General features: G+C 69.1%; 21 protein-coding genes. 19 read left to right on the forward strand and 2 right to left on the reverse strand.

Annotation, left to right across the window (positions count from 1 at the left end; all coding sequences use genetic code 11):
• The first annotated feature begins 32 nt into the window (after window positions 1-32).
• The 3 genes from WMR31_RS18695 (at window position 33) to WMR31_RS18705 (ending at window position 3239) form a co-directional block, all read left to right on the forward strand.
• Window positions 33-1397, forward strand: coding sequence for an MFS transporter (locus WMR31_RS18695; RefSeq protein WP_340540405.1), 1365 nt, complete (start codon window positions 33-35; stop codon window positions 1395-1397).
• A gap of 39 nt (window positions 1398-1436) precedes the next feature.
• Window positions 1437-2375 carry a DUF6282 family protein gene (locus WMR31_RS18700; RefSeq protein ID WP_340540406.1) on the forward strand — a complete coding sequence of 313 codons (939 nt, stop codon included), beginning with the start codon at window positions 1437-1439 and terminating at the stop codon, window positions 2373-2375.
• Between the two features lie 318 nt (window positions 2376-2693).
• Window positions 2694-3239, forward strand: coding sequence for a hypothetical protein (locus WMR31_RS18705; RefSeq protein ID WP_340540407.1), 546 nt, complete (start codon window positions 2694-2696; stop codon window positions 3237-3239).
• 12 nt (window positions 3240-3251) lie between these two features.
• Here the strand turns inward: WMR31_RS18705 and WMR31_RS18710 are convergent, their stop codons facing one another.
• Complete coding sequence (locus WMR31_RS18710; protein WP_340540408.1) at window positions 3252-4346, reverse strand: tyrosine-type recombinase/integrase; 1095 nt, start codon at window positions 4344-4346, stop codon at window positions 3252-3254.
• The gene (locus tag WMR31_RS18715; protein ID WP_340540409.1) at window positions 4343-4813 is read right to left on the reverse strand and encodes a helix-turn-helix domain-containing protein; all 471 of its coding nucleotides are present in this window, start codon (window positions 4811-4813) and stop codon (window positions 4343-4345) included. The genes WMR31_RS18710 and WMR31_RS18715 overlap by 4 nt, the downstream gene beginning before the upstream one ends.
• Before the next feature lie 92 nt (window positions 4814-4905).
• Here WMR31_RS18715 and WMR31_RS18720 point away from each other — a divergent pair, with 92 nt between their 5' ends.
• The 16 genes from WMR31_RS18720 (at window position 4906) to WMR31_RS18795 (ending at window position 17683) form a co-directional block, all read left to right on the forward strand.
• A complete protein-coding gene (locus WMR31_RS18720) occupies window positions 4906-5106 on the forward strand; it encodes a helix-turn-helix transcriptional regulator (RefSeq protein ID WP_340540410.1) in 201 nt (66 codons plus the stop codon).
• Window positions 5103-5552 carry a hypothetical protein gene (locus WMR31_RS18725; protein WP_340540411.1) on the forward strand — a complete coding sequence of 150 codons (450 nt, stop codon included), beginning with the start codon at window positions 5103-5105 and terminating at the stop codon, window positions 5550-5552. Before WMR31_RS18720 ends, WMR31_RS18725 begins: the two co-directional genes overlap by 4 nt.
• Window positions 5545-5859, forward strand: a complete 315-nt coding sequence (locus WMR31_RS18730) for a hypothetical protein (protein ID WP_340540412.1) — start codon at window positions 5545-5547, stop codon at window positions 5857-5859. The genes WMR31_RS18725 and WMR31_RS18730 overlap by 8 nt, the downstream gene beginning before the upstream one ends.
• 344 nt (window positions 5860-6203) lie before the next feature.
• A complete protein-coding gene (locus WMR31_RS18735; protein ID WP_340540413.1) occupies window positions 6204-6461 on the forward strand; it encodes a hypothetical protein in 258 nt (85 codons plus the stop codon).
• Window positions 6458-6634: a hypothetical protein gene (locus WMR31_RS18740; RefSeq protein ID WP_340540414.1), complete on the forward strand. Its 177-nt coding sequence runs from the start codon at window positions 6458-6460 to the stop codon at window positions 6632-6634. The genes WMR31_RS18735 and WMR31_RS18740 overlap by 4 nt, the downstream gene beginning before the upstream one ends.
• The gene (locus WMR31_RS18745) at window positions 6631-8472 is read left to right on the forward strand and encodes a terminase large subunit domain-containing protein (RefSeq protein ID WP_340540415.1); all 1842 of its coding nucleotides are present in this window, start codon (window positions 6631-6633) and stop codon (window positions 8470-8472) included. The genes WMR31_RS18740 and WMR31_RS18745 overlap by 4 nt, the downstream gene beginning before the upstream one ends.
• A gap of 176 nt (window positions 8473-8648) precedes the next feature.
• Window positions 8649-9785: a phage portal protein gene (locus tag WMR31_RS18750; protein WP_340540416.1), complete on the forward strand. Its 1137-nt coding sequence runs from the start codon at window positions 8649-8651 to the stop codon at window positions 9783-9785.
• Window positions 9778-11508 (forward strand): hypothetical protein, encoded by a 1731-nt coding sequence (locus WMR31_RS18755; protein ID WP_340540417.1) that lies wholly within the window; start codon window positions 9778-9780, stop codon window positions 11506-11508. Before WMR31_RS18750 ends, WMR31_RS18755 begins: the two co-directional genes overlap by 8 nt.
• 11 nt (window positions 11509-11519) lie before the next feature.
• Entirely contained in the window at window positions 11520-11732 is a 213-nt protein-coding gene (locus WMR31_RS18760) for a hypothetical protein (protein ID WP_340540418.1), read from the forward strand.
• The gene (locus WMR31_RS18765) at window positions 11729-11911 is read left to right on the forward strand and encodes a hypothetical protein (RefSeq protein ID WP_340540419.1); all 183 of its coding nucleotides are present in this window, start codon (window positions 11729-11731) and stop codon (window positions 11909-11911) included. Before WMR31_RS18760 ends, WMR31_RS18765 begins: the two co-directional genes overlap by 4 nt.
• Before the next feature lie 26 nt (window positions 11912-11937).
• The gene (locus WMR31_RS18770; protein WP_340540420.1) at window positions 11938-12201 is read left to right on the forward strand and encodes a hypothetical protein; all 264 of its coding nucleotides are present in this window, start codon (window positions 11938-11940) and stop codon (window positions 12199-12201) included.
• Window positions 12198-12539, forward strand: coding sequence for a hypothetical protein (locus WMR31_RS18775; protein WP_340540421.1), 342 nt, complete (start codon window positions 12198-12200; stop codon window positions 12537-12539). The genes WMR31_RS18770 and WMR31_RS18775 overlap by 4 nt, the downstream gene beginning before the upstream one ends.
• Before the next feature lie 31 nt (window positions 12540-12570).
• A complete protein-coding gene (locus tag WMR31_RS18780; RefSeq protein WP_340540422.1) occupies window positions 12571-13002 on the forward strand; it encodes a hypothetical protein in 432 nt (143 codons plus the stop codon).
• Window positions 13003-13079: 77 nt separating this feature from the next.
• Entirely contained in the window at window positions 13080-13406 is a 327-nt protein-coding gene (locus tag WMR31_RS18785; RefSeq protein ID WP_445321652.1) for a hypothetical protein, read from the forward strand.
• A 14-nt stretch (window positions 13407-13420) separates the two neighbouring features.
• Window positions 13421-13738, forward strand: a complete 318-nt coding sequence (locus WMR31_RS18790) for a hypothetical protein (RefSeq protein ID WP_340540424.1) — start codon at window positions 13421-13423, stop codon at window positions 13736-13738.
• A gap of 132 nt (window positions 13739-13870) precedes the next feature.
• Complete coding sequence (locus WMR31_RS18795) at window positions 13871-17683, forward strand: phage tail tape measure protein (RefSeq protein ID WP_340540425.1); 3813 nt, start codon at window positions 13871-13873, stop codon at window positions 17681-17683.
• Window positions 17684-17772 lie beyond the last annotated feature (89 nt).

The following is a 17772-nucleotide window of genomic DNA, read 5'->3' on the forward strand; positions in this document are numbered from 1 at the left end:
GCCCTTCCACCTCTTCCCGCAATGGAGTCCCCATGTCCGCGCAGCTCGCCGATCGGCCCGATGGTGTGAACACCAGCACCGCAGAACCCCGCGACTCAGCCGGCACCGCCCGCGATCGCCGCCGTGCCCTCACCGGTGGCATCACCGGCTACTTCGTCGACCAGTTCGACATCTACGTGCCGGTGATCGCACTGGCCCCCGCGATGGCCTACTTCGTGCCCGAGGACCTCGACGCCGGCACCGCCACCATCATCGGCGCGTTCATCTTCACCGCCACCCTCATCGGCCGGCCCATCGGCGCGGTGATCTTCGGGCTGCTGGCCGACCGCACCGGACGACGTCGCGCCACGATCATCGCGATGATCGGCATCGCGATCACCACGCTCGCGATCGCCTTCGTGCCCGGCCACTCCGACATCGGCCTCGGGGCGGTGGCATTGCTGTTGCTGCTCCGGCTCCTCGACGGGGTCTTCCTCGGCGGCGAGTACACCGCCGCGATCCCGCTGGCCATGGAGTGGTCGCCCAAGCAGCGCCGCGGACTGGCCAGCGGACTGATCACGATGAGCGCCCCGGTCGCGCTCGCGCTGATCTCGCTGATGACGCTGGGCCTGCTCCAGATCTTCCCGGCCGGCTCGGCCGACTCGGCCTACGCGGTGTGGGGCTGGCGGATCCCGTTCGTCGTCGGTGCCCTGCTCGCCGCGATCACGCTCTACTACTTCATCAAGTACGTGCCGGAGTCCGAGGGCGGCCAGGAGGGCACGCCCCCGGAGAAGAAGGTCTCCCCGCTCAAGGAGCTCTTCCTCGGCTCGCAGCGCGGCGCCCTGCTCCAGGTCTTCGTGTTCATGACCGGCGTGTGGCTCGTGCTCAACGTGACCGTCTCGGTCGTGCCCGGCCTGACCAGCGCGGCCGGCGGGCTCACCGCGAGCCAGCTCACCGTCGCCCTGGCGATCGCCTCGATCGTGAGCGCGATCAGCTACCCGCTGATCGGGATCGCCAGCCAGCGCTACGGACGTCGTCCGGTCTACCTGTTCGTGGGTGTGTTGGTGGCCGTGGTCGACGGAGTCACCGTCGCGGTCCTGGCCCGCTCGACCGGTCTGGGCTACGGCGCGGCCATCGCGCTGCTCAGCGTCGCCTTCACCGTCGGCATCCTCGCCTTCGGCCCGATCGCGGCCTACATGACCGAGCGGTTCCCGGCCGCGTTGCGGGCCACCGGGTACGGCGTCGGCTACAGCCTGGCGCTGCTGATCCCGGCGTTCTACGCCTACTACCGCATCGGTCTCGAGCACATCGTCGGCGTCGCCCTCGCGCCCGCCGCGCTCGTGGTGATCGGCGGCGTCCTGATCACCGTCGGTGCCTGGTTCGGCCCCGAGACCCGCGACGTCGACATGACGAAGTGACCCGTTCCTTCCCATCCTGTGCCACCCAAGGAGTTCCCGATGACCGACTTTCCCGTTGACACCTATCTCGAGGGTCTCGTCGACATGCACTGCCACTCCGGCCCCTCGCCGATGCCGCGCGAGTTCGACCACGCCGAAGGCGCCCGCGACGGCTGGGACCGGCTGCGGATGCGCGCCCTCGTCGCCAAGTGCCACCACCACAACACGCAGATGGACGTGCTCTCGCAGAAGAGCCTGCTGGCCGATATCCCGACCGAGGTGATCGGCGCCGTCGCGCTCAACACCACCGTCGGCGGCCTCAACCTCGCCCAGGTGCAGCTGTGCCTCGGCCTCGGCGGCAAGGTGGTCTACCTGCCGACCGTCTCCTCCGGGCGCCACATCGACTGCCACGCCGAGAACCTCGGCTTCCCCACCCCGACGGTCACCCTCACCGCCGAGCGCATCGAGGTCGTCCGCGACGGCGAGGTCGTGCCCGAGCTGCTGCCGATCTTCGACGAGATCGCCGCTCACGACGCCGTCCTCAACGGCGGCCACCTCCACCCCGAGGACATCGCCGTCTGCTTCGCCGCGGCCCGCGAGCGCGGCGTCACCAAGTTCGTCGTCTCCCACCCCGACTTCGTCCTCGGCGCCGAGCCCAGCCAGTGCGCGCAGTTCGTCGAGAACGGGGCGATGATCGAGCACGAGCTGCACATGTACGACCCCGGCGCCAAGATGCGCTGGCCGCTGGAGCAGCTGCTGGAGTGGATCCGCGCCCTCGGACCCGAGAACACCCTCATCGGCTCCGACCTCGGCCAGGCCGGCTTCCCGCGTCCGGTCGACGCGTTCCGCCGCGTCGGCCAGGGGCTGATGGACCTCGGCCTGAGCGGCGAGGACCTGCGGCTGATCGTCCACGACAACCCGCGCCGCCTGCTCGGGCTCACCGACACCTCGGATGACGCCGCCGCCGGCTCGGCTCAGTCGGCCCACTCGATGGCGTAGACCTCGCTCGCCTGCCGTTCCTCGTCGCGCCGCCGGCCGCGGTGAACTCCCCAGCCGGGCGACGGTGCGACCTCGAAGCCCGATCTCCGTCTGTCTCGACCCGCGGACGGGCGGGGATAGTTTGAGGCGTTATCAACCTCCAGAGCCCGCGAGAAGGTTGATAACGCCTCAAACTATCCCGGGCGCCCTGCCCTCCGGAGCGCCATGGCGGATGGCTCCGGTCGAGTTTTGTCCACAGATTCGGGTGGGCCTCTGGCGGCGGGGGCGCGGCTCGCCTACGTTCGGGTCAGGTCCTCACTCGGGAAGGGGGTGCCTGAGGTGTCGTTGGCAGAGACCGACGACGACGTCCGGTCCGTCGTCGAACAGCTCGACCTGCAGGTGCGCGACGTCGTGCGTCGCGAGGGCCTGGACCCGCAGCGTGACGCCGATGCCGTGCGTCGGATCGCGCAGTCGCTGGTGCGCGAGCACGACGAGCGGAGCCTGACCGGCCGGGTGGCGCCGATCAGCGACGTCGACGCCCTGGTCGGGGAGCTGGTCGCGCGAGTCTCCGGGTTCGGGCCGCTCCAGCCGTTCCTGGACGACCCGAGCGTCGAGGAGATCTGGATCAACGACCCTTCGCGTGTGTTCGTGGCTCGGCTGGGCCGGCACGAGCTGACCAACCTGATGCTCACACCCGCCCAGGTCGGCGAGCTGGTCGAGCGGATGCTCAAGAGCAGCGGACGCCGCCTCGACGTGTCGACGCCGTTCGTGGACGCGATGCTGCCCGACGGGCATCGCCTCCACGTCGTGCTCGAGGGCATCAGTCGCGGCTTCTCGGCGGTCAACATCCGCAAGTCCGCGAGGGACCGGCCACACCGCCTCTGACCTGCATAGACGTCATCGGGGGCCGTCCTCAGTCCTCAGCGAGTCCTCAGTCCGCGCGCCGAGCACACCGTCGACCGCTGAGCGCGTCCGGTCCTCAGAGTCCGGCCACAGGTGGCTGTACGTGTCGAGCGTCTCGCGCGCCGAGGCGTGGCCGAGTCGGTCTTGAACGACCTTCACGTCCTCGCCGGCGCGGATCAGCAGCGAGGCGTAGTAGTGCCGCAGGTCGTGCAGTCGCGCCGTCGCGGGTCCACCGCTGGCGACCGCCGCGGCCTTGAACGCGCGACCGACCTCGTCGCGGTTGACCGGGGCGCCGAACACGTCGGTGAAGACCAGGCCGTGCTCGCCCGGGGGGTAGGTGGCCATGTGCGCCGCCAGCGCGTGAGCCACCACCTCGCCGAACGGCACGAAGCGATCCGACGACTCGGTCTTGACGGGTCCGAGTACGCGAGGCCGAAGGAGCAGCTGCCGGTCGACGTGGAGCGTCTTGCGCAGCATCTCGACCTGCTCGAGGCACAGGCCAGCCGCCTCGCCCGGTCGCAGCCCTGTGCCAGCCATGAGGGTCACGAGGGCCCGCCACCGGTCGGGCATCCGCTCGGCGGCGCCCAGCACCACCTCGGTCGCCAGCGGTGTCACGCGGGGGCGTGCGGCCCGGGGGAGTTTCACCTGCTCGCACGGCGTGCGGCTGATAACGCGGTCGAGCTCGGCGGCCCGGAACACCGAGCGCAGGTGCTGGTAGGTGACACGGACGGTCGAGGGCGCCAGGGTGCTGCTGAGGTCGCGGACCCACGCTTGGACCTCGGTCGGCCGGATCGAGGCGATGGGCCGATCGCCGAAGCGGGGGAGCGCGTGCACCCTCAGCGCGCTGTCGACGGCGGCCGCGGTGTTCGGCCGGTGCGTCTGCGCTGCCTGCCACGCCGTGGCGTACTCGCGGAAGGTGATCCGGCCGGCGCCTGGGTCGGCGTAGGTCCCGGTGAGGACAGCGGCCTTCTGCGCGTCGAGCCACCGGACGGCGTCGAGCTTGCGGTCGAAGTTCCGTGCGACCTGCTTGCCGCCGGGCACAGGCCGGTGCCGGGCCTGCCATCGGCCGCTGGGCAGCTTCTTGATCACGCGCCCGGCTCCTCGTCGGACGCGAGGAAGCCCTTGAGCGCGCTGCTGGTGTCGATTGCCGTACCTGTGCGCATGGCTTCGGCCAACCGCAGCCGATGCTGAGCCCCCGCGAACTCCGCGGCGGCGACTTCGGCCAGCGCACTGGCCTCGCTAGCGCGCTCACGCGCATACTGCACGGCGAGACGGCGCTCAGCGATGGTGGCCTCGATGTCGTCTTCGGCTGTGACCATCGTGAGGGTCACAAACGAATCCATCTCCAAGATCCGGCAGAGCTCGACGAACTCGTTGAGCCTCAGTGGACGCCCGCCCACTTCGGTCTTCGCGACGGTCGACTGGCGCCAAGAGTCGTGCCCTCGGCTGATCATCTGCTCGGCGACCTGTCGCTGCGTCAGGCCTTGAGCCGCGCGGGCATGCCGCACTGCAGTGCCAAACCGGTCTTCGGCCGTTCGTGCCGCGTCAGTAGTCACCGGGATATCTAAACATCTCTCAGAGGATTGCGGTAGTCGTCCGACCAAGTGCATACTAGTCAGGTATCACCCCGCATCCTACGGAGGATAGAATGACTGCGTCCCGTCTTCTCTCGATCAACCAGGCCGCCGAGCGGCTCAACCGGCCGGTCGCCACGCTCTACGACTGGCGTTACAAGGGCACCGGTCCCAAGTCAGCCAAGATCGGCGGCAAGATCGCCTACCGCGAGTCCGACATCGACGCGTGGCTCGAGGCTCAGTTCGCCAAGGCCGTCGGGGACGGTGCGGCGTGAGCGCGGCCTACTGGGCCTGGGCCGTGCTGACGATCGGGAACGGGGCGCTGTTCGTCGCGAACATCCGGCTCAACCGGACGGCGCGCCGTCTCCACCTGGCGGACCGCGAGCACCTCGACCGCGCTGCGCGGATCCACGTCAACCTGCGAGGCGGGTCGGATCCGGCGGCGATAGCGCGCCGTGTCGCTGACGCGGTCCGCCGGCGCGGGGTGGCGGGCGTGACGACGACCGGCGATGCAGGCCTGGTCGACGAGATGGCCGATCTCGTCGAGCGAATCGACGACGAGCTGACGGTCGCCTGGTGCAGGCGTGAGGTTCACGCGCAGCGCGGCGCGGGCCCCCAGACACTGGCGCTGTATGACCGGCGTTTCGATCGGCTGCTCGACGAGCGAAACGCCGCGCTGGCCAGCGCCGGCCTCCAGCTCGAGGGGGCCGCCGATGCCTGAGCCGCTGGCGGTCTGGACGTCGATGTCGTGGCTTTTCGACCGGACCGACTACTTCGAGAACGACCCCGACGACCCGCACCGCGGATGGACCGCGAGCGCCGAGCTCTACGCCGACTTCGTGGCCTACTTCCGCGCGCAGTACCAGGGCTGGAACCTGTCACAGCCGGGCCTCAACCTGTCACTCGCGGACACACCGAACGTCACCGCGTGGGGGCGCGCACTGACGTTCGACCACGACTTCCCGGCCAAGCACACCGCGAAGGGCAGCTGCCGCGCCCTTCGCCTCAAGAGCGGAGCGCAACAGTGACGGGTTGGGGTGAAGGGGTGACAGGTTCGCAGGGGTATCCGTCACCTGAGTTTTCGCAGGTCAACCCCAAAGATTCCGTCGAGGGTGACAGGTTGACAGGTTCGGTTTCCAGTGAGGCTGCTAAGAGAGAACTTCTACAAGAAAATCCGGAAGAACTTTTTGTAGAAGTGCCCCTAATGGCTACAGGGGGAAACCGAACCCCTCAACCTGTCAACCTGTCACCCCGGTTGGTCCGGCCGGAGGGGTGCCCACCTAACTGGGCGCAGGTCTGGCAGCGGAAGCTCGACGCTGCCGCCACCGCTCGGGGTCGTGCCGACGTGGCGTACCGCGCGTTGGTGTCCGCGGTGGGCTACGCCAGCAAGCGGTGCACCACGACCGAGTCTGACCGGGTCTTCGACGAGGTGGCGGCGCATATCACCGAGCGCATCCGCACACTCGGTGAGCAGGACACCGAGACCCTGCTTGCCGAGCTCACGGTGTGGCTCGTCGAGACGGCGGGCCGGGTGCGCCGGGCGGGCGAGGTAGTCAGGTTGTGCCGCGCGCCGGTCGCCGACGGCACGCCCTGCTTTGCGCGGGCCGGGCACGAGGGACCATGTCGATGACCACGATGCGAATCACCGTCGACCTCAACCTCGACGACACCATGGGCGAGGCCGGCCTTGACGCACTGATCGTTGACGCGATCACCGCGCTGCACGTCGTACGCACACGGCACAGCGCAGCGTTGATCCAGGCTGTGGTGTCGTCCAGCACCAGCATCGAGGAGGACGTGTGACGAAATGGGCAGGCCGACGGGTGCAACAGGCCCGCGCCATCGTGGCCACCTGGCTGCCCGCTCAGTGTGGTCAGTGCGGCGGCGCCGTCACGGGCGACGACGATTGGGTGGTCGGGCACAAGGTGGCGCGGGCGATCGACCCGCGGCTGACGTGGGTGTTGAGCAACTGGCAGCCCGAGCACCGGTCTTGCTCCGACGCCTCCGGTCAGGCCGTGGTGATCGAGCGCGCTCGTCTCGACGGCGCTCGTGCAGCTCGAGCCGGCCTTTCTTCCCACCGAGACGACCTCGTGGAGCCCCCGCCCCTTCCGTTCCCTCTCTCTGCCCGTCCGGCCCCGCTCGCGCCGTTCAGGGTCGACGAGGCCCTGACGTGGCCCACAGCGACCCGCGACGCCCCGTCGTGGCTGGCCCCGTACGTCGAGGTCCCCCAGGACGTGGCCCACGAGCCGACCGCGATGAACCCCCCGCACCCCGAGGCGGTCGGGAGCTACGGGCCCGAGCTCATTGAGTGGGCCCGCGAGACGCTCGGCATCACCGTGCGGTGGTGGCAGGGGCTGAGCCTGGTGCGGATCCTCGAGCACCGCGAGGACGGATCGCTGTGCTGGGAGGAGGTGCTGATCAGCTGCTCCCGGCGAGCCGGCAAGTCCGTCGTGCTCCGGCTCCTGGCGCTGTGGCGCCTCGTCTTCGCGCCGGCGCTGTTCGGCGAGGTGCAGCTCGTCGTGCACAGCGCCAACACCCTACGCGTGGCGAAGGAGCCGATGCGCTACGCCAGCGCCTGGGCGCGCAGGCAGGAGCACCTGAAGGTCTCGACGAACAACAACAACTACGCGATCGAGGACACTGAGGGCGGGCATCGGTGGATCGTGCTGCCCGTCGAGAACACCGCCGGGCTGGACACCAACATGGGCGTCATCGACGAGGCGTGGGAGGCCAAGCCCGAGGTCGTCGACGACGACCTGGAGCCGTCCCTGCTCGAGCGAGCATCGCCCCAGCTGGTGCTCATCAGCACCGCCCATCGGCGCGCCACCAGCTTGATGCGGAACCGGATCTCCAGCGCGTTGGCCGGCGAGGACGCCGACCGTACCCTGATCCTGCTGTGGGCTGCGCAGCCGACGGCCGAGCTCGGCGCGCTGAGCACCTGGCGGGCCGCGTCACCACACTGGTCGCCGGAGCGCGAGCGTTACGTGACGCGGAAGTACGCCAAGGCGCTGCGCGGCGAGCAGGACCCCGAGTTCGACGACCCGGACCCGCTGGCGGGCTTCCGGTCGCAGTACACCAACGCGTGGTTGCTGAAGGAGCGAGCCACACCTGGTGCGCAGCTCGTCGACGAGGACATCTGGAGAGCGCAGACCGCGCTCGTCGACGACGGCCGAGCACCGAGCGCCGCGGCGATCGAGGCCTGGTCGAGCGAGGGCGTGTCGCTGGCGTTGGCCTGGCGCGAGGGCGACGCCGCCGTGGTGTCGGTCAGCGACCACCGCGACCTGGCGGGGGCGGTCGCAGAACTCAGGCGATCGCGGTTCCGCGGCCGGGTGACCGTCGGCGCCTCGCTCGACGAGGACCCCGCGCTCGCCCGGGTCCGGCGCGCCCCGAAGACGGGACCCACCGCGGCCGCCGCGGTCGAGCTCGGGCGGCTCCTTGCCGCCGGCCAGCTGCTGCACGACGGCGGCGAGCACCTGGCCGGTCAGGTGCTCGAGGTCCGAACGGCGCCCGGCGCCAACGGTCCGCGGTTGGTGTCGAAGGGCCGCGCGGACGCCGTCAAGGCAGCGGCATGGGCGGCGACCTCGGCGCGGGCCCACCGGCCGAGCCTCGGATTCGTGCAGCCGTCGGGCGTCGGTGCCTAGGGGGCTCTTAGTGACGCTTTCTGATACGTACGGAGAATGCGATTGCATTCGTGTCACGCTTGCGATCCCGCTGACTTGCCCTCACCCTTGGCCCTGTGGCGGGTTTCTGGCGGGGCGTGTTCAGTGGTCGCCCCGACCCCGTCTTCGCCGATGCGCTGGCACCAACTGCACCCAGCGTGAGCGTCGACCCGGGCGTGCTGTACGGGGCGCCGACGCTGGACGACTACATCTTCCGGACGGGGCGGATCACACGCGCCGAGGCGCTGCGGGTGCCGCCGGTCAAGCGGGCGCGTGATCTGATCTGCGGCGCGATCGGCCAGTTCGCGCTCCGGTTCTACGACCAGAACGGCAAGCCGGCCGAGAACTTCTCGCCGAACCTGTTCCAGCAGCCAGAGCCTGGCCTAGCTCCGTCGGTGACGTGGACGCGGGTCGTCGAGGACATGCTGCTGTTCGAGCGGTCGTGGCTCCAGCACCACGCGCTCGGCTGGCACAACCGCGTCGTGCAGGTGCACCGCCTGGAGCCCGAGAGCGTCACGGTGCAGCCGGAGTATCGCTACTTCCCGCACGGCTCGGTCAAGGTGTGGCCCGAGGTGCCCGACCTGATCCGCGTCGACTCCCCGAACACCGGCCTACTCGACGGCGGCCCCGCGATCCGTGCGTGCATCGCGCTCGAGCGCGCTGCGCTCAACGCTGTCGACGGCGCCCCGCCCATCGCATTCTTCACCCCAGACGGCGATGCCGACCCGTTTGAGAGCACGGCGGACGCGAAAGCGCGCCTGCTTGACCCGTGGGAGGAATCGCGCCGCGATCGATCGACCGGCTACGTCCCGGCCGGCGTGAAGTACGTCATCCCGAGCTGGGACCCGGAGAAGCTCCAGCTGGCCGAGGCCCGTGAGTTCGCGATCACCGAGGTGGCGCGACTGACGGGCATCGACGCCGAGGAGCTGTCGGTCTCGACGACCAGCCGGACCTACTTCAACGCCCAGGACCGGCGGCGCCAGCGGATCGAAGACGTGCTCGGCCCGTACATGACCGCGATCGAGGGCCGGCTGTCAATGGATGACGTCTCGCCCCACGGCTACACCGCGGCGTTCGACACGTCCGGGTACCTGCGTCTCGACGACCTGTCCGCCGCGCAGACCGACGCGGTGCTGATCTCGGCCAAGGTGCTCGACCCCGACGAGGCCCGCGTCAAGCGTGGCCTGGAGCCCCGCGGCGAGCAGGCCGCACCCGTCGACCCGGCCGAGATCGGCACGGCGGTCGCCGCGTCTGTGGCCGTCGAGGCTGCCAAGGAAGGAGCCCGCCGTGGCTGAGGTCATCGAGTTCGAGTCGGCCGCGTTCGCTGTCGACCGGGAGACCCGGACGCTCCGGGGTGTGTTGCTGCCGTTCGGAGCGGTGTCGCGACCCGCGCGGGACCGGGCGACCGGGAAGGTCGCGCGCTTCTCGTTCGCCGCCGGCACGGTCGCGCTCCCCGACCCTGGCGACGTCGTCCTCAACTACGGCCACGACACCGAGTCGCTCGGGGCGCAGGTCGGCGTTGCGACCGAGCTGCGAGCCGAGGACGACGGCATCCATGCCGCGTTCCGGATCGCGAAGACCCCTGAGGGCGACCGCATCCTCGCGCTCGCTGACCCCGAGATCAGAGTGCTGCGCGCGTTCAGCGCCGAGGTCGAGGGCGAGTTCGAGGAGAAGGACGGCGTCCGGCACGCCAAGACCTCCACCATCACGGGCGGCGCCGTCGTCCGAAAGCCCGCATTCACGGGTGCGCACATCACCAGCGTGGCGGCGTCTGCCGCCTCAACCGGAGAGGAGCCCGTTGTGGGCGACGAGACCACCAAGACCACCACGACGGCGACGGCCACCGAGCAGGCGCCGGCGTTCACCCAGGAGCGCGGCGAGGCCCTGCTCAGCCAGGTCCAGGGCCTGACCGAGAAGCTCGCCGAGCTCGAGAAGATCAAGATCCCTGTCGGGCCCGGCTCGGCGCAGTTTCAGGTCCGCGAGGAGCCGATCTATCGGTTCGCCGGGTCCGAGCCCGCCCCGTCCGGCTTCGACTTCGCCACCGACCTCCTCGCCGCCGGCAAGGACGGCGACCAGGCCGCGCTCAAGCGCATCCAGGACTTCACCGCCGCGGCGCTCGACCGGCCCGACTTCATCACGACCAGCGACACCACGCAGGTCAACCCGCCCACCTACCGCCCGGACATGTTCCTCGGCCAGGCGCCGGTTCCCACCAGCCCGCTGTACGACACCTTCCGCAAGGGCAGCCTGAGCAGCGTCCAGCCGTTCTTCTGGTCCAAGCTGGACCGGGCCAACACGACCCTCGACGTACACCCGCACGTCGAGGGTGTGGAGCCCAACCCCGACAACATCAAGACTGTCGTCGGCGTCACCGTCACACCGGTGCCGGTCAGCGGCAAGGTCCACATCACGCGCGAGGTCGCCGACCAGGGCGGCAACCCGAACGTGTCCGGGATGGTGTGGGGTGAGTTCGAGCGGTCCTACAAGATCTCGCTCGAGCAGCGCACCGCCGCGCTGATCGCCGCCGCGATGGCCAACATCGCCAGCCTGACCGCCGCGATCCCGGCGGGCGCCAACGGTGCCGTGGCTGGCCTCGCGGTCGAGAAGGGACTGCTGGGCCTCCAGTTCCTCGCCGACGGCCCGCGGTTCACCAAGGCCTTCGGACACGTGGACCTCTACACCACCCTGGCGACCTACGAGAACGCCGACGGCGAGAAGCGCTACCCGATCGTCAACCCGCAGAACCGCGACGGCGTGGCGGGCAGCAAGTACTCCTTCCTCGACATCGCCGGCTACCGCATGGAGCCCGCGCACTCTCTCGGCGCCGCTTCGGCCAACGCCAGCAACTCGCTGGTGGCCGACCCCACCGCGGTGCACGTGTGGAACTCGGGCCTCCAGCGCCTCGACAAGCTCCAGGAGAAGGTCGAGGGCTGGGACATGGGCGTCTTCGGCTACTTCGCCGGCGTCGTCTACGACCTCGACGGCCTCCGCAAGATCTCCTACGACCCGACGGCCTGAGGGAGTCTGTGATGGCTACCAAGTCGAAAGCCCACATGGTCGAGGTTGACGAGCCCCTCGAGGTCGACGGGCACTCGGGCCTGGTCCGCCTGCCGGACGGGACCGTCGCCACCTGGCGCGGCACTTACACCCCGCGCCAGGTCGGCAAGCACGTGTTCATCGTGACCGGCGCCGACGGGAAGACCACCGAGACCACCGTCACCGTGAAGGAGGCCGTGTCGTGACCGAGAGCACTGAGAGCACCGCTCCCAAGGCCAAGACCGCCAAGGTCGGCGACCTGGTGAAGGCTGCCACGGTCTGCCGTCCAGGGTCCTCGATCGAGCGGACGGTCTACGGCGGTCAGACCCTGCTCGACGTCCCTGGCGTCTACGTCATCGACGGCGTGGAGGTCACGGTCAAGTGAGCGTCGTGTGGCCTGGAGTCGAGGAGGTGGCCTCCCGACTCAAGAAGGATCCCGAGTCGATCGAGGCCACCTACCGCGCTGAGGTCGCTGACCAGGAGGCCCGATGCCGCGTCGACCCGTACAACGACGCACTGGCCGAGGCCCTGGTGCGCCGAGTGGCACGTGCGCTTGCGATGCGCAACGTGCCACTCGGCATCCAGGTAGACGACTTCGGCTCCACCCGGATCGGTTCGACTGACCCTGAGGTGCGCCGGCTGGAGGGTCCCTTCCGCAGGCTGGTGGTCGGATGAGCACCCGCACCGAGATCGCCGAGGCCGCCAACGCGGTCGAGGAGATCACTGCTCACACCTACGTGGTGCCCGACCTCGAACCCGGCACGGTCTACCCGCGCCTGTCCCGCACCGACTACCCGAACCGCTTCGGCGGCATCGCGCACTGGAGCGTGGTGCTGGTTCTTCCTCAGGATCTCGCCGAGGCGGAGCAGTACCTGGAGCGCATGCAGCCGCTTCTGATCGAGGCCCTGGCCCCGGTCCTCCCGATCACCTCCGTGGAGCCGCAGCGGCTCCAGCTCGACGGCGTGGGCGTCCTGCCCGTCGCCTTCTTCAACGGCCACCGCGAAGCCGACTGACCCGCGTTACACCAACCGAAAGGCAAGACCCATGCCCGTCGCTCAGACCTTCCTCGGTACCCGAGACCTGACCCTCGACATCGGTGGCGACCTGTTCACCGCCGAGATCTCCAACTGCCGGATCACCTCCGCAGCCGGTGACTCCGACTTCACCTCCTTCGCCGACGCCAAGGCGGGCGGCAAGCGCGTCTACACGCTGGTCGGCACCGTGGTCCAGAACGTCGCCGAGGGCTCGATCTGGGACATGGTGTGGAACAACGCCGGGGAGACCGTCCCGGTCGTCCTCATGCCCAACGGCGGCACCGCCGTCTCGGCGACCACCCCGAAGGTGACCGGCAACGTGGTCATCACCGAGCCCGACGGCGACATCCTCGGCGGTGAGGCCAACGCCTCCACCACGGCGCGCTTCACCATGGAGATCTCGTGGACCTTCGAGGCCAAGCCGGTCTTCGCCCGGGCCTGATCGGCTGAGCAGTGGCCAGGGACCAGGGCGGCGTCCGGGTCGTCGGCCTCAACGAGACCATCCGCAACCTGAAGCGGATGGGCGTTGAGGTCGATGACCTGAAGGACGCCATGCAGAAGATCTCGGCCGAAGGTGCCGCGACGATCCAGCGCCTGGTCCCGAAGAAGAGCGGTGCTCTCGCCGCCTCGGTGCGAGGGAACCGCGCACAACGCAAGGCAGTGGTCCGGGCTGGCTCCAAGCGGGCCGTCCCATACGCCGGCGCCATCAACTACGGGTGGGCCGAACGCAACATCGAGCCGGCTCAGTACATGCAGCGCGGCGACCGCGTGATGCAACCGCGAGCAGTGCACCTGCTCGAAGAAGAGATCGACCAACTCATCCATCGCCTCGGCCTCGGCCGATGAAAGGACACACCGCCATGACCACCAGCACCAGCAGCAAGGCGGGCATCACCCAGGCCGAGATGCTCCAGAGCCTCACCGGCTACGAAGAGATCGCGATCGAACGAGCCTTCGGCTTCGACGTCTACACCGGGGATCACTCGATCGTCGCCGAGACCCGGGCCTTCGTGTTCGTCCACAAGAAGCGCGAGGGGATGACCGACGCCGACGCCAAGAAGTCGGTCCTGGAGATGTCGTTCAAGGAGACCCGCGACTACTTCGACAAGCCCGAGCCGGAACTGGATCCGGACAACCCCGAGACCGAGTCGGGAAAAGACTCCGAGCCCTCCGAGTAGCAGCCACCGACCTGGCCGAGTGGTGCGTCCACACCGGCCAGACCCCGGAGGTCTACCGCTCCCTGACCTTCATGGAGCGAAACGCGTTCACCCAGGCCGCCAACCGGCTCCGCTAGCGAGAGGCAGATTGAGATGACCGGGCCAATCGTCATCAGCATCCTTGGCGACGGAGCCAACGCCAATCGGGCACTCAACGACGTCGGCAGCAACGCCGAGAAGATGGGCAACGCCATCAAGGCCGCGTCCGCCGTCGCAGCTGCTGGTCTGGCTGCCGTCACAGCTGCCGCGATGGAGGCAGCCGACCAGTCGGCCGAGACTGCCCGCGCAGCGGCTGCCCGCGGCCTCGACCCGGCCGCACAGAAGCGCGCCGGGCAGATGGCTGGACGCCTCTACGCCCAGGCCTACGGGGAGTCCTTCGGTGACGTGACCCGCTCCGTGGAGGCCGTGGCGTCCTCCTTCCCGCAGTTGGGGGAGAAGCAACTGGAGCAGGCTTCCAAGGACGCGATGAACCTGGCCTCGATCTTCGAGGTGGACCTCCCCGGGGCCGTGTCCACAGCGGCCACCGTGGTGAAGTCGGGACTGGCCGGGGACGTCACCGAGGCCTTCGACCTGATCACCGCTGCCAGCCAGCAGGTTCCGGCTGCTCTTCGCCAGGACCTGCTGGACTCGGTGGCTGAGTACTCCCCGTACTTCGCCGACCTCGGCCTGAGTGGTGAGCAGGCCTTCGCGCTCCTCGCCGACTCGGCCAAGCAGGGCGGCATCGGCATCGACAAGGCCGGCGACTCGGTGAAGGAGTTCGGCATCCGGGCCACCGACATGTCGACCAGCTCGGTGGCTGCCTACGACGCGATCGGCCTCAACGCCAACGAGATGGCCAACGACCTCCTGGCCGGTGGCAACCGTGCCCAGGACGCCACCCAGAAGATCGTCAAGGGCCTCCTGGGCATCAAGGACCCGGCCAAGCGAGCCAACGCGAGCATCGCTCTCTTCGGCACCCCGCTCGAAGACCTCGGCGTCAACGGCATCCCCGACTTCCTCCGCTCCCTAGCCAACGCCGAGGGAGGCCTGGGCAAGTTCGAGGGCTCAGCCAAGCGAGCCGGGAACACCCTCAACGACAACACCAAGGCCAAGATCACCGAGTTCAAGCGGACGATCACTCAGACCTTCGTGGAGGAGGTCGGCAAGCGAGCCCTGCCTGTCCTCGATGACCTGGCTGAGAAGGGCACCAAGGTCGCCAACGCCTTCCGCTCCGGTGGGCTCGACTCAGCGGTTTCCGAGTTCGAGGAACTGACCGGCACCGGGGGCAAGTTGGCCCCGATCCTCGACCAGGTCGAGGGTGCCTTCGACGCCGTGGAGCGCATCGCCAAGAAGGTAGGCCCCGCTGCCCTGGACGCCGCTGACGGCATGGAGGGACTCGCCGCCCCGCTGAAGTTGGTGGACGACGTCCTGGGCACCGTCGCCGACGTCCTGGAGGCCGTCCCCGACGACGTGCTGACCCTCGGCATCCAGGCCGGTGCCGCTGCCCTGCTGCTGCCCCGACTGACCGGAGCGGTCTCGGCGACCACCGGAGCACTCGGCACCATGCGCGCCAGAGTCCAGCAGGTCCGCGCCGAGATGACCTACCTGGAGACCCGAACCCAGCGGGTCCAGGGCGCCATGGGCGCGATGGGTGGAGCCGCAAAGACCGCTGCCGGGATCGGTGGGCTGCTGGCCCTCTCGGCGAGTGCCCAGGAGGCCGACCGCGAGACCGGGATCCTGCTCGGAACCCTCGGCGGCGCCGCCACCGGCTTCGCTGTCGGTGGCCCGTGGGGCGCCCTCATCGGCGGTGCGGCCGGTGCTGCCATGGGGATCTTCGCCGACCGGACCGACGAGGCTGCCGAGTCGATGGAGCAAGCCGAGCGCCCCGCTGCCGACTACGCCGCCACCCTGGACGAACTGACCGGCGCCACCACCAAGGCCACCCGAGCCGCCGTCTACCAGCAGGTGGTCAACTCCGGCGCGCTGTCGTGGGCCAGGGAGCTCGGCGTGGGCACCCGCGACGTCGTCGGTGCGATCCTCGGCCAAGAGGGCGCCATGCGCCGGATCAACGACCAGATGGCCAAGTCCGGAGACATCACACTCTCCTACGTGGACGCGCAGGGCCAGTTGCAGGTCCAGACCGTCAAGACCCAGGCCGAGGCCGACAACCTCACCCGCGAACTCGCGCTTCAAGGCATCGAGGTCGACAAGATCTCGAAGGTCAACCCGGCGAAGTCCGGGCTGCTGAACTTCATCGGTCGAGAGACCGACGCCTGGAGGGCGAGCACCAAGGCCAAGCGCCAAGAGATCCTTGCCACCCAGGACATGACCGCGCTCTACAAGAAGATCCCCAAGCGCGTGGTCTCCAAGATCGAACAGACCGGCGTGGTGCCCACCGTGCGCGGCATCGCCAAGGTGGCCGACCGGTACAAGCTGCTGGACGGCAAGCAGATCCGCTCGCTGATCAAGGTCACCGGAACTGACATCACCGTGAAGCAGGTCCGGCGCGTCCTGGACCAGATGGGCGCCGTCGACAACGTCCGGCCCAACCTCCGCGACTTCTCCCGAGGCATCGACACCGGCACCCGCAACGCTGCCAACGCTGCCGACCGGGGCGGCAAGAAGATCAAGAAGAACGCCGAGGACCCGGTCCGGCAGACCAGGGCCGACCTCGGCAACCTCCAGCAGACCACCAACAGCGGCCTGAACAGCGCCGCCTCCCAGGCCCGCTCTGGTGGAGTCGGCATCGGTGCCGCGATCAAGCAGGGCTTCACCTCCGGTTTCTCCGGCGCCGACGGGCTCTGGTCCTCCTCGGTGCGTAGCGCGGTCGCTGCTGCCATCCGAGCGGGTCGTCAGCAGGCCGGGATCAAGTCGCCGTCCAGGGAGACCCACTACATGGGTCGCATGATGGGTGAAGGCCTCGCCAAGGGCCTGGCCGAGTCTGAGGCCCTGGCCAAGAAGCGCGGCAAGAACCTGGTGGCTGCTGCCCTGGCCGGGATCGCTGGCGGCTCCGGCGCGATCGAGAACGCGCTCTCGAAGATCACCAAGTTGGTCGAGAAGTCGATCGACCTCAAGGACGACAAGAAGGAGCGGCAACGAGAGGCCGCGATCCTGCGAGGGCTCAAGGCCGAGTTCACCCAACTGAAGGCCAACGGCAAGGCCCAGGACGCCAACAACCAGAAGCTGATCGCTGCCCGTGACGCACTGAAGAACCTCCAGGCGACCTCTGCCGCCTACGCCGCGAACATCCGCACCGGCTTCCGGAACTTCGGCTCAGCAGTCGGCCTCGGCATCATCGGCGAGGGCGGCGAGGGCGTCTCGATCAAGGACCTCCTCAAGCAACTGGAGCAGCGCAAGATCCAGGCCCAGCGCTTCACCTCACTGGTGGAGAAGCTGCGCAAGGACGGGCTGAACCAGACCCAGATCCAGGCCCTGCTCGACGCCGGAGTGGAGGGAGGCCTGGCCACCGCCGAGGCCATCGCCCAGGGCGGCAAGGCTGCCATCGCCGAGGTGAACCGACTCACCGCTGACATCGACCGCGCCGGTAGCCAACTCGGCACCTCCAGCGCGAACGCCCTCTACGCCGCTGGCATCCGCGCTGCCCAGGGCGTCGTCAACGAACTGGAGCGCGAGGAGAAGCGCCTGGACAAGGTGGGCCGACGCATCGCCCGCTCGATCGTCGCCGAACTCCGAGAGGCAGGCATCGGCCCGAAGGACAAGAAGGACAAGGCCGACCGCAACGCCGAGCGCTACCAGGCCGCTCGGACCTTTGGCCACTCCAGCACCAAGACCCAGCCCGACGTCATCGAGATCCGCCTCTCGGCAGACGCCGCCGATGAAGTCGCCCAGGGCAAGAAGATCATCCGCCGCATCGACAAGGCCCGCACTGCCGGAGCCACCTCCGCGAAGTTGGTGTTCGCCAAGTGAGCCAGGGATTCAGCACCGCCGATGTCCTCCGCCTGGAGATCGAGAGGGACCCCGCACCCGGGGAACTGGTCAACCTCGTCCAGAACCCC

Source organism: Nocardioides epinepheli, assembly GCF_037936805.1.
In the GTDB taxonomy this organism is placed as follows: Bacteria; Actinomycetota; Actinomycetes; order Propionibacteriales; family Nocardioidaceae; genus Nocardioides.